Source organism: Nocardioides marinus, from assembly GCF_013408145.1.
Taxonomy (GTDB): Bacteria; Actinomycetota; Actinomycetes; order Propionibacteriales; family Nocardioidaceae; genus Nocardioides; species Nocardioides marinus.
In genome coordinates this window covers 2,786,826-2,808,462 of record NZ_JACBZI010000001.1, presented here as the reverse complement: position 1 = coordinate 2,808,462, position 21,637 = coordinate 2,786,826, and the positions used below count along the sequence as shown (strand labels likewise).

The 21,637-nt window shown below is 74.0% G+C and carries 19 protein-coding genes; 5 read left to right on the top strand and 14 right to left on the bottom strand.

Features of this window, described 5'->3' with window-relative positions:
• The first annotated feature begins 7 nt into the window (after positions 1-7).
• The 4 genes from BKA05_RS13305 to BKA05_RS13290 are packed head-to-tail and all read left to right on the top strand — an operon-like array spanning position 8 to position 2,774.
• Positions 8-835: an ABC transporter ATP-binding protein gene (locus tag BKA05_RS13305; protein ID WP_179531855.1), complete on the top strand. Its 828-nt coding sequence runs from the start codon at positions 8-10 to the stop codon at positions 833-835.
• A gap of 13 nt (positions 836-848) precedes the next feature.
• The gene (locus tag BKA05_RS13300; protein ID WP_179531854.1) at positions 849-1,649 is read left to right on the top strand and encodes an ABC transporter permease; all 801 of its coding nucleotides are present in this window, start codon (positions 849-851) and stop codon (positions 1,647-1,649) included.
• On the top strand, positions 1,646-2,506 hold the full coding sequence (locus BKA05_RS13295) for an ABC transporter permease (protein ID WP_179531853.1): 861 nt from the start codon (positions 1,646-1,648) through the stop codon (positions 2,504-2,506). The genes BKA05_RS13300 and BKA05_RS13295 overlap by 4 nt, the downstream gene beginning before the upstream one ends.
• A 58-nt stretch (positions 2,507-2,564) precedes the next feature.
• Positions 2,565-2,774, top strand: coding sequence for a hypothetical protein (locus BKA05_RS13290; protein WP_179531852.1), 210 nt, complete (start codon positions 2,565-2,567; stop codon positions 2,772-2,774).
• 30 nt (positions 2,775-2,804) lie between these two features.
• Here BKA05_RS13290 and BKA05_RS13285 read toward each other — a convergent pair whose 3' ends face one another.
• The 14 genes from BKA05_RS13285 to BKA05_RS13220 form a co-directional block, all read right to left on the bottom strand.
• On the bottom strand, positions 2,805-3,314 hold the full coding sequence (locus tag BKA05_RS13285) for a nucleoside deaminase (RefSeq protein WP_179531851.1): 510 nt from the start codon (positions 3,312-3,314) through the stop codon (positions 2,805-2,807).
• Entirely contained in the window at positions 3,299-6,091 is a 2,793-nt protein-coding gene (locus BKA05_RS13280) for a molybdopterin-dependent oxidoreductase (RefSeq protein ID WP_179531850.1), read from the bottom strand. Before BKA05_RS13280 ends, BKA05_RS13285 begins: the two co-directional genes overlap by 16 nt.
• The gene (locus BKA05_RS13275; RefSeq protein WP_179531849.1) at positions 6,088-6,837 is read right to left on the bottom strand and encodes an FAD binding domain-containing protein; all 750 of its coding nucleotides are present in this window, start codon (positions 6,835-6,837) and stop codon (positions 6,088-6,090) included. The genes BKA05_RS13280 and BKA05_RS13275 overlap by 4 nt, the downstream gene beginning before the upstream one ends.
• Positions 6,837-7,685, bottom strand: a complete 849-nt coding sequence (locus tag BKA05_RS13270) for a MurR/RpiR family transcriptional regulator (RefSeq protein ID WP_246289802.1) — start codon at positions 7,683-7,685, stop codon at positions 6,837-6,839. Before BKA05_RS13270 ends, BKA05_RS13275 begins: the two co-directional genes overlap by 1 nt.
• A complete protein-coding gene (locus tag BKA05_RS13265; protein ID WP_179531848.1) occupies positions 7,682-8,974 on the bottom strand; it encodes an allantoate amidohydrolase in 1,293 nt (430 codons plus the stop codon). Before BKA05_RS13265 ends, BKA05_RS13270 begins: the two co-directional genes overlap by 4 nt.
• Entirely contained in the window at positions 8,971-10,188 is a 1,218-nt protein-coding gene (locus tag BKA05_RS13260; RefSeq protein WP_246289801.1) for a pyridoxal-phosphate-dependent aminotransferase family protein, read from the bottom strand. The genes BKA05_RS13265 and BKA05_RS13260 overlap by 4 nt, the downstream gene beginning before the upstream one ends.
• Complete coding sequence (allB, locus tag BKA05_RS13255) at positions 10,185-11,513, bottom strand: allantoinase AllB (RefSeq protein ID WP_179531847.1); 1,329 nt, start codon at positions 11,511-11,513, stop codon at positions 10,185-10,187. Before allB ends, BKA05_RS13260 begins: the two co-directional genes overlap by 4 nt.
• A gap of 4 nt (positions 11,514-11,517) precedes the next feature.
• The gene (gene pucL / locus BKA05_RS13250; RefSeq protein WP_179531846.1) at positions 11,518-12,348 is read right to left on the bottom strand and encodes a factor-independent urate hydroxylase; all 831 of its coding nucleotides are present in this window, start codon (positions 12,346-12,348) and stop codon (positions 11,518-11,520) included.
• 3 nt (positions 12,349-12,351) lie between these two features.
• Positions 12,352-12,648 (bottom strand): hydroxyisourate hydrolase, encoded by a 297-nt coding sequence (locus BKA05_RS13245; RefSeq protein WP_179531845.1) that lies wholly within the window; start codon positions 12,646-12,648, stop codon positions 12,352-12,354.
• Positions 12,645-13,130: a 2-oxo-4-hydroxy-4-carboxy-5-ureidoimidazoline decarboxylase gene (uraD, locus tag BKA05_RS13240; RefSeq protein WP_179531844.1), complete on the bottom strand. Its 486-nt coding sequence runs from the start codon at positions 13,128-13,130 to the stop codon at positions 12,645-12,647. The genes BKA05_RS13245 and uraD overlap by 4 nt, the downstream gene beginning before the upstream one ends.
• A 217-nt stretch (positions 13,131-13,347) precedes the next feature.
• Positions 13,348-14,865 (bottom strand): AtzH-like domain-containing protein, encoded by a 1,518-nt coding sequence (locus tag BKA05_RS13235; protein WP_179531843.1) that lies wholly within the window; start codon positions 14,863-14,865, stop codon positions 13,348-13,350.
• Complete coding sequence (locus tag BKA05_RS13230) at positions 14,862-15,980, bottom strand: acetamidase/formamidase family protein (protein WP_179531842.1); 1,119 nt, start codon at positions 15,978-15,980, stop codon at positions 14,862-14,864. The genes BKA05_RS13235 and BKA05_RS13230 overlap by 4 nt, the downstream gene beginning before the upstream one ends.
• 29 nt (positions 15,981-16,009) lie before the next feature.
• Positions 16,010-16,618 carry a hypothetical protein gene (locus tag BKA05_RS13225; RefSeq protein WP_179531841.1) on the bottom strand — a complete coding sequence of 203 codons (609 nt, stop codon included), beginning with the start codon at positions 16,616-16,618 and terminating at the stop codon, positions 16,010-16,012.
• 32 nt (positions 16,619-16,650) lie between these two features.
• Complete coding sequence (locus BKA05_RS13220) at positions 16,651-18,234, bottom strand: hypothetical protein (RefSeq protein ID WP_179531840.1); 1,584 nt, start codon at positions 18,232-18,234, stop codon at positions 16,651-16,653.
• Between the two features lie 110 nt (positions 18,235-18,344).
• Between BKA05_RS13220 and BKA05_RS13215 the strand changes: the two genes are divergently transcribed.
• Positions 18,345-21,548, top strand: coding sequence for a hypothetical protein (locus tag BKA05_RS13215; RefSeq protein ID WP_179531839.1), 3,204 nt, complete (start codon positions 18,345-18,347; stop codon positions 21,546-21,548).
• Positions 21,549-21,637: the final 89 nt, after the last annotated feature.

Sequence of the window (21,637 nt, the reverse complement as noted above, 5' to 3'; positions counted from 1 at the left end):
GACACCGATGACCGCTGAGCACACACCCGGTGCCGGTGCCGCCCGTCGGGGCGGCACCGGCATCCAGGTCGACGGACTGGGCAAGACCTTCAAGGTCGGCGCCGGCAGGAGCGTGACCGCACTGGAGGACGCGCACCTGCACACCGAGCAGGGCTCGTTCCTGGCGCTGCTGGGGCCCTCGGGATGCGGCAAGTCGACGATCCTGCGGGTCCTCGCCGGTCTCGAGGAGCCCACCACGGGGCGCGCCCTCGTCGACGGCCGCACCCCGGCCGAGCTGCGCAGGGACAGCGAGCTCGGCATCGCATTCCAGGACCACGCGCTGCTGCCCTGGCGCAGCGTGGTGAAGAACATCGCCCTGCCCTTCGAGGTGGCCGGCCGCTCCGTCGACAAGGAGTACGTCGCCGAGCTGATCGCCCTGGTCGGCCTGACCGGCTTCGAGAACGCCAAGCCCGCCCAGCTCTCCGGCGGGATGCGTCAGCGGGTCTCGATCGCCCGTGCGCTGGCGCTCAAGCCGTCGGTGCTGCTGCTCGACGAGCCGTTCGGCGCCCTGGACGACATGACCCGGCAGAACCTCAACCTCGAGCTGCTGCGGATCTGGACGGAGAAGCCGGCGACCACGCTGCTGGTCACCCACGGCATCTCCGAGGCGATCTTCCTCTCCGACCAGGTCGCGGTGATGAGCCCACGACCCGGGCGGATCAAGGAGGTCATCGACATCGACCTGCCGCGGCCGCGCACGCCGGAGATGATGCGCACGCCGGAGTTCCACCACCTCGTGGACCGGGCCTCCGAACTGCTCTTCGGGGCCGACGGCCGCGCCGCGGCCGAGGCCTGAGGGCGGGCGGGCGATGGGCGAGCGTCGGATCCCCGGGTGGCTCTCCGGCGTCATCGGCGTCGGGGTGCTCCTCGCGGCGTGGTGGCTCTTCGCGCTGGCCTTCCGGCCCGACACCGGCACCTACACGCCGGTGCCGTCACCGGGCGCCGTGCTGGGCCGGCTCGTCGAGGACGGCTTCTCGGCGTACTGGGGCTCCTTCCGGGTCACCATCACCGAGGCGGCCTACGGCTTCTTGTGGGGCAACCTGGCGGCGCTGCTGCTGGCGGCGACCGTGCTGCTGGCCCCGCGGCTGGAGCCGATCATCGTGCAGATCGCGGTCGTCTCCTACTGCCTGCCGCTGGTGGCGGTCGGGGGCATCTCGATCGTCGTGCTGGGCGGAGCGACCCGTCCCGGGGACCCGTCGACGACGGCGATCTTCCTGGCGGCGCTCGCGGTCTTCTTCACCACCGTCGTCGGTGCGCTGCTGGGCTTCAAGGCCGCCGACCGGGCCAGCCTCGACGTCATCCGGGTCTTCGGTGGTGGGAGGTTCACCCAGCTGCGCAAGGTGCGGCTGGTCGCCGCACTGCCGGGCATCCTCAACGCGCTGCAGATCGCGGTGCCGACGGCGTTCCTCGGCGCGGTGCTGGGGGAGTACATGGGTGCCACCGACCGCAGCGTCGGCATCCTGCTGATCCGGCTGCAGGGCAACCTCGACTCCGAGCGCGTCTGGGCGGTCTTCCTGCTGTGCGCCGTGGTCGCGATGATCGGCTACGGCGCGCTCGGGCTCGTCTCGCGCCTGGTCACGCCCTGGGTCTCGGGACGGAGCACGCCATGACCGGCACTCCCGCCGTGGCGACGGCCAGCGTCGCCGGCACCTCGCGCGCCGTGCTGGCCGCCGTCGGCAAGGGCCTGCTCAACGCCGCGATCACGGTCGGCATCGTGCTGGCCGCGTGGCAGGCGCTGATCATGAGCGGCAAGATCTCGCCGTACGTCGCCAAGGGCCCCCTCGACGTGTGGCGCTTCCTCTTCGTCACCGACCCCGATGCCCGGGCCACCGCCGGCGAGCGGCGCGAGCTGCTCTTCGACCTGGCCGCGGTGTCGCTGAAGGACGCCGCGATCGGCTTCGTCGTCGGCATGGCCATCGCGATCGTCCTGGCGGTGCTGTTCACGCTCTCGAAGACCGTCGAGGCGGGCGTGATGCCGCTGGCGCTGCTGCTCCGCTCGATCCCGCTGGTCTCGATCGCCCCCGTCATCATCCTGCTGACCGGCCGCGGGACCACCGCGTCCGTGGCGGTGATCGGGTCGATCGTCGTGCTGTTCCCGGCGCTGGCCTCGGTGCTCTTCGGCCTCTCGCGCGCCAACAGGGAGAGCCTGGACCTGGTGCGGGTCTACGGCGGGGGCAACCTGGCCGCCCTGCTCAAGGTCGCCATCCCGGGGGCGCTGCCGTCGCTCTTCGCCGCGGCCCGGGTCTCGGTGCCCGGCGCGGTGACCGGTGCGTTGCTGGCGGAGTGGCTGTCGACCGGCAAGGGCGTGGGCGGGCAGATCGTGAAGTTCAACGCCGCCGCGCAGTTCGACAACCTGTGGGCCTCGGTCGCGATCATCACCCTCGTGACGCTGCTGCTCTACAACCTGGTGCAGCTGGCCGAGACCGTCGTGCTCGCCCGGATGGGGATGAGCCAGTCCCAGCTGTGATGGGGCACCCTGTGCTCTCAGCCGGCACGTCAGAAGAGCTCGTCATGGGGGTGGGATCGTGAGGGAGCGTCGTCGCCTCATCGCGGTCGGCTTCTACCTCGTCACCTCCGTGCTGTGCGTGCTGCTCATCGCCGGGCACGGCCCCTGGGCCGGCGGGCTGCTCTGGGAGGTCTCGATCGGCCACGGGCTCAACACCGGCGACCTGCCCGTCCTCGCCCTGTGGGGCGCCTCGCTCTGGATGTGCTGGCTGCTCTGGCGCGACGCCTGATCGCCGTGCCGGTCGAGGTGCGGCGTAGGGCTAGTAGTGCGTCCGGTCCGCCTTGGCCAGCCACGCGTCGAACGGGGCGAAGGAGCCGGCGAGGCTGACCCCCGAGACGGGGGTCGCCCACCGCTCGCGCGGGGTGTCGAAGAGGTCGTAGAACGCCCGGTCGTCGAAGCCGCCCCGGGCGGCGTCGTCGCGGTCGGCGGCGTACGCGACCCGGTCGACCCGCGCCCACAGCGCGGAGGCCAGGCACAGCGGGCAGGGCTCGCAGGAGGAGTAGAGGACGCAACCGGCCAGGGAGAAGTCGCCGACCTCCCGGCAGGCGGCCCGGATCGCGACCACCTCGGCGTGCGCGGTGGGGTCGAGGTCGCGAGTGACACGGTTCTGCCCGGTGGCCAGCACCTCGCCGTCGCGGACGACGAGCGCACCGAACGGCCCACCGCCGGCTGCGACGTTGGCCGCGGCGAGGTCCACGGCCTGCTGCAGGAAGCCCTCGTGCTCCAGGGGCTCGTGCTTCAGGGGCTCGTGCTTCAGGGGGTGGGACATGGGTCCTCCTCGGACGTCAGGAGCCGCCAGACCCGGTCGCGGCTCATCGGGAGCTCGCGGGGTCGGCGGCCGGTGGCGTCGCGGACGGCGTTGGCCACGGCGGGGGCGACGGGGTTGTAGGGGGCCTCGCTCATCGACTTCGCACCGAGCGGCCCGACCGGGTCGACGGTGTCGGCGAAGAGCACCTCGGTGTGCGGGACCTGCCCGATCTGGGGCACGCGGTAGTCGCGGAAGCCGCGGGTCGCGACCACCCCGTCCTCGATCCGCACCTCCTCCTGCAGCGCCGAGCCGAACCCCTGGGCGACGCCGCCCTCGACCTGGCCGCGCAGCTGCTCGGGGTTCAGCACGACCCCGGCGTCGGCGGCGTGCACGCTGCGCAGCACCCGCACCTCGCCCGTCGGCGGGTGCACGGCCACCCGGACACCGTGCACGTTGAAGGCCACCGAGCGGGGCGTGCCGTGGTGCTCGCCGGTGCCGACCAGCGGCCGCTCGGCCTCCCCGGCGTCCAGGCGGCGGGCGAGGTCCTGTGCGGCGGCGTGCACCGCACCGCCCGCGACCACCGAGCCGGTCGACCCGTAGGCCCCCGTGTCGTACGCCGCCGCGTCGGTGTCGCCGCCGCGGACCCGGATCCGCGCCGGGTCGACGCGGTCCCCGAGGGCCGTCGCGACCAGCTGGACGTGGACCGTGGCCGACCCGTTGCCGAACTCCGCGCTCCCGACCCCGACCTCGACGGCGCCGTCCTCGGCCAGCGTGACGGTGGCCGTGCTGTGGTGCCCGCGCGGCGGGATGGTCGCGATCATCGCCGCAGCCAGTCCCTCGCCGACCAGCCAGCCAGGGCCCGGCGCCTCGTCGTCGGCGCGGGCGAGTGCCTGCTCCACCAGGTCCAGGCACTGCGGCAGCCCGTCGGTGGCGTGGACGATGTCGTCGACCGGGGGACCGTTGACGACCAGCTCGTCGCCGGGCACGACCGCGTTGCGCCGGCGGATCTCCACGGCGCTGATCCCGACCTCGCGGGCCAGGTCGTCCAGCGCCGACTCGATCGCGAAGATGACCTGCCCGAGGCCGTAGCCGCGGAACGCACCGGCCGGGACGGTGTGGGTGTAGACCGCCTCGGCGTCGACCCGCTTGCTCGCGCAGCGGTAGAGCGCCACGGACTCGTGGCAGCCGTGGAAGAGCACCCCGACCGCGTGGTTCCCGTAGGCGCCGGTGTCGCTGAGCACGTCGAGCCGCATCGCGGTCAGCACGCCGTCGTCATCGGCCCCGAGCTCGACCTCCACCCGGAAGGTGTGCCGGCCGGGGACCAGCGTGAACTGCTGCTCGCGGGTCAGCTCCCACTGGACCGGCCGGTGCACGTCGCGCTCGGCCAGCCGCAGCACCGCCAGCGCGACGAGGTCCTCGACGAGCATCTCCTGCTTGCCGCCGAAGCCGCCGCCGACCCGACCGGTCGTGACCCGCACCCGCGTCGGCCCCAGGCCCAGCACGTGCGCGAGCTCGTCGCGCACGAGGAACGGGACCTGGCTGGAGGTGCGCACCACCAGCCTTCCGCCCTCGGACAGCGGGGCGTCCAGCCACGCGCGGGCGCCGTGGGTCTCCATGGCTGCCTGGTTGACCCGGGCGGTGCGCCAGGTGCCGTGCACGCGGTGGACGGCGGCGGCCAGCCCGGCGGACACGTCGCCGACCTCGCCGTGCGTCTGGGCGACCACGTTGCGACCCGGCTCGCTGATGCGGGAGGTGACGGGATCCTTCTCCCCGTGCACGAGCGGTGCACCGGCCGCGCGGGCGGCCTCGGGGTCGTGGACGGCCGGCCTGACGTCGTACTCCACGTGGAGGAGGCGGAGCGCGGCCTCCGCGACCGCGGGGGAGTCGGCGACGACCGCGGCCACGCGCTGGCCGACGAAGCGCACGACGTCGTCGAGGACGCGGGTGTCGTCGGGGTCGTCGAGCCGGCTGTCGTGGCGCGCGGTCGAGAACAGCACGCCGGGGTCGTCGCGGTGGGTGAGCACCAGGTGCACCCCGGGCAGCGCCTCCGCGGCGGCGGTGTCGACCCGGGTGATCGCCGCGTGGCTGTGCGGGCTCTGCAGCACCGCGAGGTGGAGCGTGTCGCTCCCTGGCCCTGTGGGGGGCAGGTCGAGGGTGTACGACGCACGGCCGGTCACCACGTCGACCGCCGCGGGTGGCCGGGTCGACTCGCCGATGGCCGTCTCCGGTGGTCTCGACGCCCGCTCGTCGCTGGCGCTCCTCGCTGCTCGACCAGCTGAGGCGTCCGGTGGTCTCGACGCCCGCTCGTCGCTGGCGCTCCTCGCTGCTCGACCACCTGGGGCCATGGGTGGTCGAGCAGCGAGCGCCAGCGAGCGGGCGTCGAGACCGCCCTCCGACGCTCGGGCGATCGCGTCGCGGATGCTGCGGTAGCCGGTGCAGCGGCAGAGGTTCCCCTTGAGGTCGCGGTCGGTGCAGGCGCCGGTGGAGGCGGTCAGCACGAAGCCGGCGGTGCAGAAGCCGCACTGGAAGCCCTGTGCCTCCAGGAACGCCCGCTGCGTGGGGTGCAGGTCGTCGGGGGAGCCGAGCCCGGACAGGGTGGTGACCTCGGCGTCGGCGGCGCGGACGGCGGGCACCAGGCAGGACTGCCGCGGCTGCCCGTCGACGAGCACGGTGCAGGCGCCGCAGTCCCCGGCGTCGCAGCCCTTCTTCACGTCCAGGTAGCCGGCGCCGCGCAGGTAGGTGCGCAGGCACTGGCCCGCTACGGGGTCGACGGTGGTGGGGGAGCCGTTGACGATCATCCGAGCTCCTCGCGGACCTCGGCGAGGCACCGCTCGGTCTGGGCGGCCCGCCAGTCGAGGGCGCCGTGGGCGTCCTCGTGCCAGCAGTCGATCGCCTCGACGCCCTCGCCGTCGGCGAGCACCACGGGACGCGTGGTCGAGCCGGTGACGGTGGCGCGGACGCCGTCGTCGGTGCACAGCCCGATCACCACGCCGGCGGAGCGCCCGAGGTCGGCGAGCGAGAAACGGCGGTGGGCGATCGGTGCGGCCAGGGACGAGGCGGGGACGTCGAAGCAGCGCACGACCTCGCCGGAGGTGAGGGACGTGGCGGCGTTGCCGACGACCAGGTCGGTGACGGCCACGACCCGCTCACCGCCGTCGGGGGTCCACACGACGGCCGTCGCGTCGAGCCCGGCGAGCAGCGAGGTCATCGCGCCGGCCGGGAGCGCGAGGCAGACGTTGCCGCCGACGGTGGCCATCGCCTGCACCTTCGGCGACATCAGGAGCGCGTCGGCGCACCACGCGAAGACCCCACCGCGCTCGCGCAGCACCGCGACCGGGCAGGTCGCGGCGATCCGCAGCGAGCCGTCGGGCAGCTCCTCGAGGTCGGGCCAGCCGAGGGTGGTGAGGTCGACGAGGCCGGTCGTGGCGGGCTGGGGCTCGGAGAAGAGCCAGGTGCCGCCTGCCAGCAGGGTCTCTCCCGCGCCGAGGCACAGGTCGTCGCGGCTGCGCGCGAAGCGGTGTGAGGAGACGGTCGCGAGGTCCATCAGCCGCCCTCGACCTCGGCCATCCGCTCGTACGCGCGGCTGATCGCCTGCACGCGCTGCTCGGCAGGGTCGCCCAGGGTGGCGAGCACGCCGTCGGCCAGCACGCTGACCAGGCTCATCGCCGCGGCGTAGGAGTCGAAGGCCAGTGCGCTGGAGACCGGGCACTCGAGCCACAGCGTGGCGGTCCGGGCGTGCTCGATGGCGGTGGGGTCGGCGACGAGCACCACGTCGGCGCCGCTGGCCGCGGCCTCGCGCAGCACCTCCGCGAAGCCGGTCGGGCGCCGACGGAAGCCGATCACGACGACCGCGTCGCCGGGCCCGACGTCGGCGAGCTCCTCGCCGACGACCTGACCGGGCAGCGGCGCGAGCCGTACGTCGCCGCGGGCGTGCGCCAGCTGCTGGCGCAGGTGCAGCGCCACGGGGTGGCTGTTGCGCCAGCCCACGACGCTCACCCGACGGGCCGAGGCCAGCAGCGCGACGACCTGCGGGACGGCCGGGTGCTCGACCGCGCGGCGCACGACCTCGGCCTCGCGGGCCAGGTGGGCGGGCAGGTCGGTGCCGCCGTCGCGGCGTCGCGGCTCCCCGGTGGAGGTGCGCAGGATGCGCAGGTGCTCGCGGACCTCGTCGAAGTCGGCGAACCCCAGCGAGCGGAACAGCCGGCTCATCGTGGCCTTCGAGACACCGGCGAGCTGGGCGAGCTCGGCGGCGCGGTAGGTCGCGAGGTCGTCGAGGTGCTCCAGGAGGGTCGCGGCGGCCTTGCGCTCCTGGGGCGAGAGGTCCATCCGGGTCGCGGCGATCCGCTCCTCGATCCGCAGCTCGGACATGTCGGGCGCGGTCGGGACGCTCATGCCGGGCTCGATCGCAGGGCGCGGGCGGCGTACGACGTGGCGGTGGCGCGGACGGCGGCCTCGAACGCGTCGAGACCGACCTCGACGTCCTCGGGCAGCACCGCCTCGTCGGGGTGGTGGCTGATGCCGTCGTGGCAGCGCAGGAAGAGCATGCCGATGTCGGTGATGCGCGCCATCGCCATCGCGTCGTGACCGGCGCGGCTCCACAGGCCCAGCGGCGAGGGCTGCCCGGTCGACCCGATGCCGGCGACGACGGCGTCGGTGAGCCACGGCGCGCACGGGGCGGCCGGGGCACGGTGCCGCTCCTGGGCCTCGAACCGCAGCCCGCGGGCAGCGCACAGCTCCTGGATCCGGCGCTCCATCCGCACCCACATGGCGTCGCGCGCCTCGTCGGTGGCCGCGCGCAGGTCGAGGCTGAGGTCGGCGCGGCCCGGGATCACGTTGACCGCGCCCGGCTGCACCTCGATCCGGCCGACGGTGGCGATGCAGCCGTCGTGCTCGTCGGCGTCCCCCGACGCGCGGGCCATCCGCTCGATCTCGGTGATCACCTCGGCGGCGCCGACCAGGGCGTCACGACGTCGGGCGTACGGCGTGCCGCCGGCGTGCCGGGCCTCGCCCACCACCGACAGGCGGAACCGGCGCGCACCGGCGATGGTCGTGACGTAGCCGAGCGGCTCGTCGCGGGCCTCGAGGTAGGGACCCTGCTCGATGTGCGCCTCGAGGTAGCCGACCAGCTCGTGCGGCTGGCGCGCCGCCTCGTGGACCCGCCGCGGGTCCAGACCGAAGTCGAGGAACGCCTGGTGCAGGGTCACCCCGTCGCGGTCGCGCAGGTCCCACCAGTCCTCGCGCCAGTGCCCGGCGACGGCCTGGGAGCCGAGCAGGGCGGTGCCGAAGCGCGAGCCCTCCTCGTCGCTGAAGCCGATCAGCTCCAGGGCGAAGGGGAGCTCGACGTCGTGCAGCCGCTGGGCGACGGCGATCGCCATGACGACCCCGAGCATCCCGTCGTAGGAGCCGGCGTCGGGGACGGTGTCGAGGTGCGAGCCCAGCAGCAGCGCGGGCAGCCCCGGCTCGCGACCCTCGCGTCGGCCGCACACGTTGCCGGCGGCGTCGACCCAGGTGCGCAGGCCGGCGTCGGCCATCCAGCCGGCGACCACCTCGTTGGCCCGGGCGTGCTGGGGGGTCAGGTGGGTGCGTTCGAGGTGGGCGGGGTGGGCGGAGTAGCGGTCGAGCTCGTGGCAGCGCTCGAGGACCCGGGCGGCGTCGGCCCCGGGGCCGGGACGGGCGTTCACGCGTATACCTCCCGGGCCGCCCCGGTGCCGCCGCCGGCGGTGACCGGCACGCCCGCGGCGCGCAGCACGGCCTCGAGCGCGGCGAGCGTGGTGAGCACGGCGTCGCGGCGGGCGTTCCAGCCCATCGTGCCGATCCGCCAGACCCTGCCGTGCAGGGGGCCGAAGGAGGTGCCGATCTCGATGCCGAAGTCCTCCAGCATCGCGGTGCGCGCAGCATCCCCGTCGACGCCGTCGGGGATGTGCACCGCCACGACGTTGGTCATCTTGTGCTCGACGTCGCCGAAGACCTCCAGGCCCAGGCCGCGCACGCCCTCGAGCATCGCGGCGCCGTGCAGCCGGTGCCGCTCGATGCTCGCCTCCAGGCCCTCGTCGAGCAGCACCTGCGCGCAGGCGCGGGCGCCGTAGAGCATCGTCGTGGCCTCGGTGTGGTGGTTGAGGCGACGCTGGCCCCAGTAGTCCATGACCTGCGCGAGGTCGAGGTAGTTCGACGCGATCCGGGTCCCCCGTGACCGGTCGTCGTCGGTGCGCAGGCCGGCCTCGACGTGCTTGCGACCCTCGATCACCTCGACGGCCCGCGGCCCGAGGGTGATGGGTGCCGAGCCCGACGGCCCGCCGAGGCACTTCTGCAGCCCCGCGCTGGCCACGTCGATGCCCCAGGCGTCGGTCTCGAAGGGGTTGCCCCCGAGGCTAGCGGTGGCGTCGACGTAGAGCAGCACCCCCTCGCGGCGGCAGATCTCGCCGATGCCGGCGAGCGGCTGGCACATGGTGGTCGACGTGTCGCCCTGGACGGCCGCGACGAGCCGCGGTCGCACCCGGCGTACGGCGTCCTCGACCGCGTCGTCGGGCACGACCTCGCCCCACGGCACCTCGACGGTGTGCACCTCCGCGCCGCAGCGTTCGGCGATCTCGACCAGCAGGTGGCCGAAGCGTCCGAAGACCGGCACGAGCACCCGGTCGCCCGGCTCGAGCAGGCTGACCAGGGCGGCCTCGATGCCGGCGCGCGAGGTGCCGTCGACGAGCAGCGTGTGCTCGTTGTCGGTGCGGAAGACGTCGCGGTAGAGCGCCATCGTCTCGTTCATCGCCGCGGTCATCGACGGGTCGAACTGGCCGACGAGCTGCATCGACATCGCCTGCAGCACCCGGGGGTGGGCGTTGATCGGGCCGGGACCCATCAATAGCCGCGGGGGCATCTGTGGGTTCGCTGCTGTGGTCATGCTGCTGCCTCCCGAGTGAGCAGGTGGCCCGCGGTCGGCTCCTCGCCGCGCAGCCAGGTGTGGGTGACCGACCCGGCCAGCCGGCGGCCGTCGTAGGCGCTGATCGGGTGTCGGTGCGCGAGGTCCGCGGCACGCACGTCGAGGGGCGCGGCGGTGTCGAGGACGGTGAGGTCGGCATCGGCGCCGACCGCGATCCGGCCCTTGTGCCCGAGCCCGACGAGGTCGGCGGTGGCGGGGGCCATCCAGCGACTCACCTGCTCGAGGCCGATGCCGCGGGCGGCCGCCTCGTCGGCGACGGCGGTGAAGCCGACCTGCAGCCCGGAGATGCCGCCCCAGGCCTGCTGCAGGTCACCGTCGCCGCGGCCCTTCTCCTCCGGTGTCGAGGGGGAGTGGTCGGAGACGACGCAGTCGATGACGCCGTCGACCAGGGCGCCCCACAGGGCGTCGCGGTTGCCGCGGTCGCGGATCGGCGGGCAGCACTTGAACTGCGGGGCCGCGTCGGGCAGGTCCTCGGCGCTGAAGCAGAGGTAGTGGGGGCAGGTCTCCACGGTCACCGGCAGGCCCTCGGCGCGGGCCTCGGCCAGCAGGTCCAAGGCGCGGGCGCTGGAGAGGTGCAGCACGTGCACGCGGCAGCCGGTGGCGCGGGCGCCGTCGAGCAGCCGGCGGATCGCGTCGGTCTCGGCGCGGTCGGGGCGGGAGAGCAGGAAGTCGGCGTACGCGCGGCTCGGCGGGTGGGGTGCCTCGTCGAGCACCCGGGCGTCCTCGGCGTGCACGATCATCAGCCCACCGAAGCCGGCGATCTCGGTCAGCGCCGCGTCGAGCTCGGGCGGGGTCAGCGGTGGGAACTCGTCGACGCCGGAGGGGGCGAGGAAGCACTTGAAGCCGAACACACCGGCCTCCCACAGGGGCCGCAGGTCGGCGAGGTTGCCGGGCACGGCGCCGCCCCAGAAGCCCACGTCCACGCGCGCCTTCTCGGCAGCCACGTGCTGCTTGAGGCGCAGGTGCTCCACGGTGGTGGTGGGCGGGACCGAGTTCAGCGGCATGTCGATGATCGTGGTGACGCCGCCGCGGGCCGCGGCCGTCGTCGCGGTCGCGAACCCCTCCCACTCGGTGCGGCCCGGCTCGTTGACGTGCACGTGGGTGTCCACCACGCCGGGCAGCAGCCGGGCGGAGTCGGGGAGGTCGAGCGCCCCGGGGTCGTGCCGGCCGTCGTCGTACGCCGCCACCTCGGTGACCCGGCCGCCGCCGATCCGCACCGTGGCCGGTCGGAAGGCCCCGTCGACCAGGACGTGGCGGGCCCGCACGGCCGTGATGGCCTCCACCACGTGCTCAGTCCTCCCTCATGACCGTCGCCCGGATCAGCCCGTAGGGCCGGTCGGCGGCGTGGAAGACCTCGCCGGGGTTGTCGAGGCCGAAGGGCTCGAGGTCGACGAGGAAGTGGTGCTTGTTGGGGCAGCTCAGGTCGATCGAGGTGACCGTGTCGTGGGTCTCGAGGACGGCTCGACCCATCGCGTAGATCGTCTGCTGCAGCGCCAGGCTGTGGTGGTCGGTGAAGGTGTCGAGCAGGGTGCGGGTGATGCTCGCGTGGAGGGCGTCCCAGTCGTGGTCCGTGCCGGCGTAGGTCCAGGTCGCGGTGAGGCTGGTGGCCAGGATGCGGTCGTCGGTCTCGGCCAGGGTCGTGTAGCGGTCGCGCGGGAACCCGTGGAACTCCGAGTCGGTGGACTTCAGGATCGTGCAGTCGGTGAGCCCGGCGGTGACGGTGCTGGTCTCGGGACCCCGCTCGACCCGGGCGGTGCGGGTGCTGGTGCCGTCGCGGAGGAACGCGTGGTCGCCGAGCCGGCCCCACGTGTGCGAGAGCGCGGTCATCTCCGCGCCGGTGACCTGCTCGAAGCCGTCGACGAAGTGGTCGGCGAGCCGCAGCAGGAACGCCTCGGGGGAGTCGATGCCGTCGCGGGCGAAGGCGTGGACGGTGTTCTTCTGGGTGTCGGTGGCCACGACGAGGCTGTTGTCGCCGTCGACGTGGCAGGCCTCGAAGTCGCCGCGCAGCTGTGTGGTGACGGTGAGGTCCTCGATGGTGTGCGCGTCCCGGTCGCGGTCCACGCGGACCAGGCGGCACTCCGCCTTGCCGTACTGGTTCGGGCCGAGCACGATCCGACTCATCGCTCAGCTCCCGCGGTAGGTCGAGTAGGCGAACGGGCTCAGCAGCAGCGGCACGTGGTGGTGCGGTCGGGCGGCGTCGGCGACGAAGGTGAGCACGACCTCGGGGAAGAAGTCGCTGATCGCGGCTGTCTCGAAGCGCAGCGTGGTGGCTCCCTCGACCTCGGTCTCGAAGCGGGCGCGGCCGTCGCCGTCGGTGACCTGCTCCTCCGTGGCGCCGGTGAGCGTGCGCAGGGTGACGGTGACACCGGCCGCGGGCTCGCCGCGGGCGGTGTCGAGCACGTGGGTGGACAGGCTGCTCATCGGTCCTCCTCGACCAGGGTCTCGAGCCGCAGCATCGCGATCTCGGTGAGCTGCTGCTTGGTGACGGCCAGCTCGGTGGCGTCGTCGTGGGTCAGCCGCTGCTCGAGCAGCGCGAGCATCTCGGCGGCGGTGCGACCCGCCGCCCGGACGAGGTAGATCCGGTCGAAGCGCTCCTCGTAGCGGCGGTTGGCCTCCCTGAACGCCTCCCGGTCGGCGTCGGTCACGCCGGCCTGCTCGTGGGCGCTGGTCGCAGCCCTCGGGCCGGTGCCGCGCTCGCCGATGCGGGGGTGGTCGGCCAGGGCGTGGTCGAGCTCGGCGTCGGACCAGGTGGCCAGCAGGTGGGCCGTGTCGAGCAGGGTCCGGCGGTCGGCGTACGGGCGGCGGACCAGGAGCGCGGCGACCCAACGGTCCACGTCGGCGCAGCCGCGCAGGGCGCGCGCCGCGTCCGGCGCCTCCATGGTGTTGAGCTCCGCGAGCCGCACCGCTGCCTCCCCTCACGGACCGTCCCAGCAGCGGGGTCGGTCCTCGTGAGGTGAAACTAGGGCGCCGATGTTAAGCGCATCTGGAACTCGTGTTTCAGGGCCATTTCGTCCTCATCCGACTGCCCCGGGACGCCGAGCCGGCGTATTGATACGCCGGTTCGATGCGTCCGCGCCGCCGAGCCGGCGTATTGATACGCCGGCTCGGCGTGAAGGACGGTCAGCCCAGGGAGACGGCGAGGTCGAGCAGCGCGCGGTCGCGGCCGGGGGCGGCGACGAGGCTGACGCCGCACGGCAGCCCGCCGCGGGTGGCGAGCGGCAGCGAGACGGCGGGCGCGCCGGCGAGACCGGCCACGCAGGTCAGTCGCATCGTGGCGTCGCGGACCGCCTGGAGGCCCTGACCGAGCAGCGGGGCGACCGAGGACGACGACGGCAGCACCAGGACGCGGTCGCCGATCAGGTCGCGCAGCCGTGTGCGGGCGGAGCAGACGACGTCGTACGCCGCGTCGGCCTCGGCCTTCTCGACCGAGGCGGCGTGCCGGAAGCGGGTGCGGACGTCGGCCCCGAGGGTGTCGAGCCGGTCTGCGAGCCAACCGCCGCGCACGGCCCACGCCTCCCACGCCTGCCAGGTCTGGAACGCCCGCAGCCACGTGGTCAGCTCACCCAGCGGCCAGCCCTCGCGGACGATGAGCCCCTGGTCGGCGACCCAGGTCTCCACGGCCGAGCGCACGTCGGGCTCGGCGAGCGCGAGCAGCTCGGGCACGACGACGAGGTCGGTGCCGCCGGGCACCGGGTCCGGCGGGAGCAGCACGTCGCCGACCTCGCGCAGCAGCGCGACCGAGCGGGTCAGCCAGCCGACGGTGTCGAAGGTGGGGGAGAGGGCGAGCACGCCGTTCATGGGCAGGGCGCCGTGGGTGGTGCGGATGCCGGTGAGCCCCTGGTACGCCGCCGGCACCCGGATCGAGCCACCTGTGTCGGTCCCGAGGCCGATCGTGGCGTGGCCCAGCGAGACCGCCGATGCGGACCCCGACGACGAGCCACCGGGCACCCGGCGCGGGGCGCGCGGGTTGGGCGGGGCGCCGAAGTGGGCGTTGGTGCCGGCCAGGGAGTAGGCGAACTCGTCGGTGCGGGCGATGCCGCGCAGCGCGGCACCGGCCTCCACGAGGGTGTCGACGACGGTGGCGTCCGAACGCTCGACGGGAGCAGCGGCCTCCCACGTGGGGTTGCCGGCGCCGACCTTCTGCCCGGCGACGGCGAAGAGGTCCTTGACCGCGACGCTCTCGCCCACCAGCGGGCCGGCCGGGGCGCCGGGGACGAGCGGGTCGCCGACGACCCGCCAGATCCGGGTGTCCAGCGCGGGGGCGGGAACGGACACGTGGGCGGCGGTGACCTTCCAGCCGCCGCAGAAGTCGTCGTCGGTGCGGGCCCACAGCTGGGTCTGCTGGCCGCGGCCGCCGCGCGCCAGCTCGGTCACCGCGACGACGAGGGCGTGGTCGGGGTCGGTGACCTGGACGTGGGTCTGCACCAGCCGGCGGGCAGGAGCGCCGCCGCGGCCGGAACGGAACGCGGCGATCTGGTCGTGGCCGACCAGCAGCCCGTCGGCGTCGCCGCGCAGGGTCGTCGACGCGGGCGCGAAGAGGCGGTCGAGGACCTCGACGTCGTCGCTCATCAGCGCCTGCTCGTAGGTGCGGAAAGCCTCGACGAGACCCGGCGGCACCGGCAGGGACGGCCCGTTCATGGTCTCGACGCCCGCTCGCTGGCGCTCGCTGCTCGACCACCGGAGGACACCCCTGCGAAGTCGCTCTTCCGGATGCGCGCGTGCACGCCCTTGACCACGTCCACCACCTGGGAGATCTCGAAGTCGGTCGCCGCGGAGAGATAGGCGTAGGCCATCCGCGGGTCCATGCCGTAGCGCGCGACGAGCAGGCTGATCGCGTGCCGGACGCACTGCTGGACCGCGACGTCGAGGTCCTCGTCCAAGCCTGTGGGGACGAGGTGGTCGACGCTCTCGGCGAGCGGGGAGACGACCTCGCCGAACTGCGCCACCGCCTCGGCCGCGGGCACGACGTCGAGCCGGACGGTCGCGCGCAGCGACGCCTCGAGCGCGGTCAGCGCGACCTCGCCGTCGCCCTGCGCGAAGTGCGGGTCGCCGGCGTAGAAGAGGGCGTCCTCCACCTGCACCGGGAGGTACAGCGTGGCGCCCGCGGTCAGCAGCGAGATGTCGAGGTTGCCGCCGTGGACCCCGGGCGGCACCGAGTGCGGTCGCTGGTCACCGGTGACGGCGACCCCGAGGATCCCGAGGAACGGCGCCATCGGGAAGCGCACCACCGGTCCGTCGCCGATCGGGCCCGGGACCAGGCCCATCTCCGCGTGCGTGCCACCGTCGGCGACGCGGGCGAAGGCGGAGAAGACATCGCCCTCGAGCGGGTACTCCCCGGGCAGGGCCCCACGTCCGTGCCGGTTGGACACCACGCCGTACGGCACCCGCGGCGCGGTCTCGAGCAGGGTGATCGCGAGCAGGTCGCCGGGCCGCGCGCCGGTCACCGCGACGGGACGGCTCACCACGTGCGGCCCGTCGACCCCGACCACGTGCGGGGCACCGGAGGACGCGAGCGCGCGGGCGTCGGCCAGCACCGGCACGTCGTACGCCGCGAAGAACCGGTCGGGGTCGCGACCCTGGTCCTCGAGGATGCCCTCGTGGCTGAGCGTGTCGAGGGTGACCTCGTCACCCGGCTCGACCCGCAGCACCGGCTCGTCGGCGGCGCAGGGGAGGCGTCCCCACAGGACGTTCTCGACCGTGGAGGGCAGGTAGGCCCCGCGGATCGGGCCGGTGCCGATCTCCAGAGGGTCCATGCCAGAACCCTAGGGGGACGCGTCGGGGCTCAGGCGTCCCAGGTCCAGGAGTCGAGCAGCTGCTGGTTGACCGCGGCGCGCTGGTCGGCGTCGTACTCGTCGGAGGCCAGCCGCAGGGTCAGGCGCACCGCGGTGCCGTCGACGACGGCACCGTAGACGTCGGCGAAACGACCCTTCGACTCCTTGCCGGACAGGTGGTACATCTCGACGCCGTCGACCTCGACCGGGTCCTGGGCCTCGAACTTGTCACCGAGGCCCATCAGGGTGATCTCGGCCTGGCGCTCCAGGCTCGGGGGGTCACCGGCGAAGTCGAGCTCGACGACCGAGACCAGGTTGCCCCCGGGGCCGGTCGCGAGGACGGCGGCGCTCTTGCCGGAGCCCTCGGCGACCACGAAGCCGCTGGGGGCCTCGAAGGTGGCCGTGTCGGCCTCCACCTCGGGGCCGGGCTCGGCGGCGGTCGACGCGGAGGCGGCCGAGCCCTCCGGCTCGGAGGAGGAGTCGTCGTCGCCGCTGCACGCGGAGGCACCGAGCAGCAGGCCCAGGGCCAGGACGGAGGCCCCGACACGGGCCCCGACGCGGGAGCCGGAGCGGGAGCCGGAGCGGGAGGAGCGGGAGGAGGGGAGCACGCCGAGTCGCATGGGACAGTCGTACCCGATCGGTAAAGGCCGGGTCACATCGGGCGGTCCACCACCGCGGTCCCCACCCGCTGCCACCAGTCGATGGCCCGGTCGGTCACGGCGTCCAGCCCCCGCAGGGCCGGCAGGGACCCGGGGGAGGCCAGGCCCAGCGCCAGCGTGGCGGCGTACCGCAGGTCCGGTGACTGCGCCGCCAGCGCCGCCACGGCACGCGACTCGCTGGGGGTGAGCGGGACCTCGGAGAGCCCGAGCGCCAGCAGGGCCTCGCTGCGGTGCGGGGCCTGCTCGTCCAGGGCGCGCGCCACGATGCTGCGGTGGGCGTCGCCGTGGCCCAGGACGTGCACGAGCTCCCAGGCCCGGGTGGCCAGCAGCTCGCGCGGGTCGTCGGTGAGGGCCACGACGTGGGTGGCGAGGACCGGGCCGTACGGCGTCGCGGCGACCAGGCGGCCGGCGAGCTCGCGCCGGCGGCCGTCGACGTGGAACAGCGCCTCGCGGACCAGCCGCTCCAGCATGGGGTCGGGCTCGGGCGGCTCGCGGTCCTCGGCGCCCCACTGCGCCCGCCACGCCAGGCTGCGGGCCAGCCGGCGGTGCGCGGCGTCGGGGATCAGGGTCGAGGAGTCGCGGATCTGCAGCAGCTGGTCACGGACGCCGCCGTCGCGCTGAGCGTCCACGACCCGCTCGAACTCCGGGCGCGGCAGCTGGCAGACCAGGTCGAGCAGGTCGGCCAGGGCCCGGCCGGCCACGCCGGGGACGAGCCCGGTCGCGAGGTCGGCGAGCGCGCGCACGTGCCGGGGCCCGACCTGCCCGGCGGCCAGCTTGGCGGCCGCCACGGGCAGGGTCGCCTCGGCCACCCGGGCGTCCTGGCCCTGCAGCAACCGCAGCACCAGGTCGTCGGTGTCGCCCCCCACCGAGCCGAGCAACGCGACGACCGGGGTGACCAGCTGGACGTCGGGGTCGGTCAGCCAGCTGCCGACCGCCCGGAGCACCGCCCGCTGGGACGAGGGGTGCTGGAGCAGGGTCAGCGCCGCCTCGAGGCGGAGGTGGTGGGCGGCGCCGGCGCTGCGGGCGAGCTCACCGACCAGGCGGCCCGCCAGCGTGTGGAGGTCGTCGGCGCGGAGGAAGAAGCGGTCGTGCCAGGTGAGGGCGAGGGCGAGCCGCAGCCACCGGCTCCCGTCCAGGGGACGGTCGGCGAGTGCCTCGGCGAGCAGCCCCTCCACCTCCTCGTCCGGTACGCCGTCGGGCGCACCACCGGTCGTGCGGGCCAGGGTCCGCACCGGGGCCAGCAGCCGCCCCGGGGGCAGGCCCAGCAGCCGCTCGTACCCGAGGGTGACCGCGACCGGCGGCTGCTGGCGGCCGCTCTCCCAGCGGCTGACCCGGCTGGGGTCGGCGACCAGGGCGGCGCCGGAGTGGTCGGTCATGGCCTCGAGGCCGAGGCGCAGCTCGGCGCGGGTCAGCCCGGCGACGGCTCGGTTGGCCAGGTGCAGCCAGCCCGTGCGGGCGGGGGCGTCGACGACCTGGGCGTCCCAGGAGGACCGGTCCTCCGGCACGCGGGCGGGACGACCCGGCCGGGGCGGATCGCCCGCAGCGGGGTAACGACGCACGCTGCCTCCCGAGGACATTGACGCGAATTTACCTCGCGGTCACAGAAGTCCGCGGGGGTGGGCCCGGGCTTCCTAGCGTCGCGGCTGCTCGGGGGATCCCCCCTGGGCGACCTGTGGAAAGGAAGCTGATGTTCACCAGCGGCACGAAGAAGGGCCTCGCGGGCTCGGCGGTCACCGCCCTCGCCATCGCAGGCCTCCCCCTCCTCGCCGGGCCTGCAGGCGCGGTCACGCACACCTCCACCCTGGGCGCGGACGAGGTCGACCTCGTCTCGCCCGTCGCCACCACCGTCTCGGCCAAGCCGGACGGGCAGAACGCCACCCAGCGGCTCACCGCCATCGGTGGCAGCAACGTCACGGGCGTGCGGTTCGAGTACCGCATCGGGAGCGGCCCGTGGACGCTCATCGCCAACCAGACCTCGCGCAACGACGACGGTGCGTTCGCGGTCGAGTGGAACCCCACCCCGATCGCCGGGTCCGCGAACGTGACCCTGCGCGCGACCGGGCTCGGCCCGGCTACGCCGGACACCGACGAGCTCGGCGGCGTGACGGTCGACAACAACGCCGACACCGTCAACGTGACCGACGGGTCCGCGCTCGACGTGTTCCAAGCGCCGTACTCCAACGACGCCGACGGCGGCCAGTTCGCCGTCGTCGAGGGCACCTCCTCGGCCACCGGCGCGACGCCCTCGCTCGACTTCTACGACCCGAGCGCGGACGCCTGGGCAGGTCAGGGCGACAGCACGGAGTCGACGACCCCGCAGGGCTCGCCCACCGGCACCTGGCGCGGCGTCCTCGACATCACCGACTACGACTACGGCAACGGCACCGACCAGGTGCTCGTGAAGGCCGCGGGCGCGACCGACGACGCCGAGTCCTTCGCCATCAACCGCCAGCAGCTCGGCACGGTCACCGCCGAGCCGACCAACGCCAACGTGCCCGGCAGCGGGTCCGCGGAGATCACCATCACCGTGGTCGACGGAGCAGGCACGCCGATCGCCGGGGCGGAGGTGCGCCGGGAGGGCGGCGCCTACGTCGGGCAGACCGATGCCGACGGCCAGGTCACCACCGACCAGGAAGGCGGCACCGAGGCCTACTACTACGCCAACGCCACCGACTCCGACGCCTTCGAGTCCGGCCTGGGCGACAAGCGGTCCGAGGACGTGACGGTGGGGCAGTACAGCCCCGAGCCCACCAGCCTGGAGGCCACCTCGGCCAACGGCGAGGCGTTCGACTACGACGAGTACGACGCCGACGACATTCAGGTCCAGGTCAAGGACCAGGAGGGCGAGGACGTCCCGTTCGCCCAGGGTGCCGGCCAGACCGTGGAGTACACCTGGACCTTCCAGGCCTTCGACGGCGACCCGGCCGCCCAGGAGACCGAGGGCACCGCCGTGGTCGGGGTCGACGGCAGCGCGAACATCCCGCTGCCCTCCCCGCGCCCCGAGGGCGGCACCTACACCCTCGAGGCCGGTCTGCGCGCCAACCCGGTCACCGGCGGCGGCGCCGTCGACTCCGAGCAGGTACTGCAGGTCAAGGCCGGCCAGGCCGAGATCACCTTCGACGACGACGAGGTCGCCGGTGCCGCCGGTGACTCCGCGCCGGTCGCGGGCACGCTCGCCCTGGCGGACAACACCGGACTGCCGGGCCGCCCGATCACGCTGACCTACGCCGCCGACGGCAGCGGCGACGCCGCCTTCGACCAGGAGACCGGCGACGACGCCGCGACCCGCGAGGTCGAGACCGGCGCCGACGGCTCCTTCTCCGCGACCCTCGACGACCCCGCCGCCGCGCAGGGCCAGGCGCAGGGGACCGAGACCGGTGAGGTCACCGCCGAGACCGACTCCTACGAGGACCCGAACAGCCCGGCCGACACCGACGACGCCGACGCGTCGGCCACCACGGACGTGACGTTCTTCAACGACGCCGCGCCCGAGGGTGCCGAGGTCGCCATCACGGGCCTGCAGGGCACCGGGAAGCCCGGCGCCCCGGCGTACGGCACGGTGACGGTGACCGACGACCAGGACCAGCCGGTGCCGAACGTCGCGGTGCGCCTCACGGTGGACGGCGACAGCTTCTTCACCAACGGGCCGGCCGACGGCCGCGTCGGCCAGCCGGCGGGCGACCTGCAGGAGCGGGGCCAGGCCATCACCCTGGTCACCGACGGCGACGGCGAGGTGTCCTTCGGCGTCGGCATCGAGCGCAGCGAGGAGTTCGACGACGACGGCGAGGCGACCGACACGGTCACCGCGAAGGTCGGGGACACCACCGACACCGCCGACGTCGCGTGGAGCACCGCGGACCCGCTCAACGGCGGCGACGTGCTGGTCGACCTGGCGGCCGACCGCTTCCAGGAGTCCGGCGTGCTGCCCAAGGCGCCGGTCACCGACGACGTGGCGTACGACGTCAAGGTGACCGACCAGTTCGGCAACCCCGTCGGGGGCGAGGACGTGGCGATCACCGCCGACGGCGGCGACGTCGTGGACGAGGACGGGGACGCGGTCGACACCGTGACCTCCGACTTCGACGCCGACCCGGAGTTCGAGCTGTCCTCCGACAGCGCGGACGAGGTCACGCCGACCGGCACCTGGGACGCGAACACCTCGGTGTACGCCGCTGACGGCGGCGACGCCGACGACGACGCGGACATCGTCACCACCGACGGCACCGACGAGGTGACCGGCAACGGCCCGACTGCGCAGTTCTACGAGGTCGACTTCGCCAACAGCACCTTCGAGCTGGCCCAGGTGGGCGACGAGCAGCGCGAGGTCGGCGACACGGTGATCATGACCTACACCGCGACCGACCAGGAGGGCGAGGAGATCGAGTTCGACGTCGCCTTCTTCCGCACCGGGCCGGGCAACGACGACGACGGGTCGGCCGACGACCGGGTCGCCACCGGCGAGGACGGCATCGCGTCGTACGTCTTCTCGGGCAACACCGAGGGGCGCGCCCGCGTCTCGGCCATCGGGTACGTCGGCAATCAGGTCGTCGCCGACTCCAAGGCCAACGACACCGTCGACTTCGGTGAGGTCGACGGCCCGGGTGAGCCGATCGTCATCACCCTGGCCGCGGACAGCAACGGTGGGAAGAAGGACATCGTGCGCGCCGACATCGACAACGGCGTGGGCGAGACCATCAAGCTGTTCGTGATCCGCGGGACGAAGGCGCAGGGCAACAAGCGCCTCATCCAGATCCGCGAGGACGTGGTGCCCGACGGTGGTCGGATGACCTTCAAGAAGGCCGACCGCAACGGCAACCGCAAGACCCGCTTCATCGCCAAGATCCGCAGCGGTGGCGAGGTCTACAAGTCCAACACACAGAAGCCGCGGTGACCGGCCGATAGGCCACCCACGACGGCCCGGGTGTCGCTGCCGCTGGCGGCGCCCGGGCCGTCCCCTGTCCCCACGTCATCGCCGGTCGA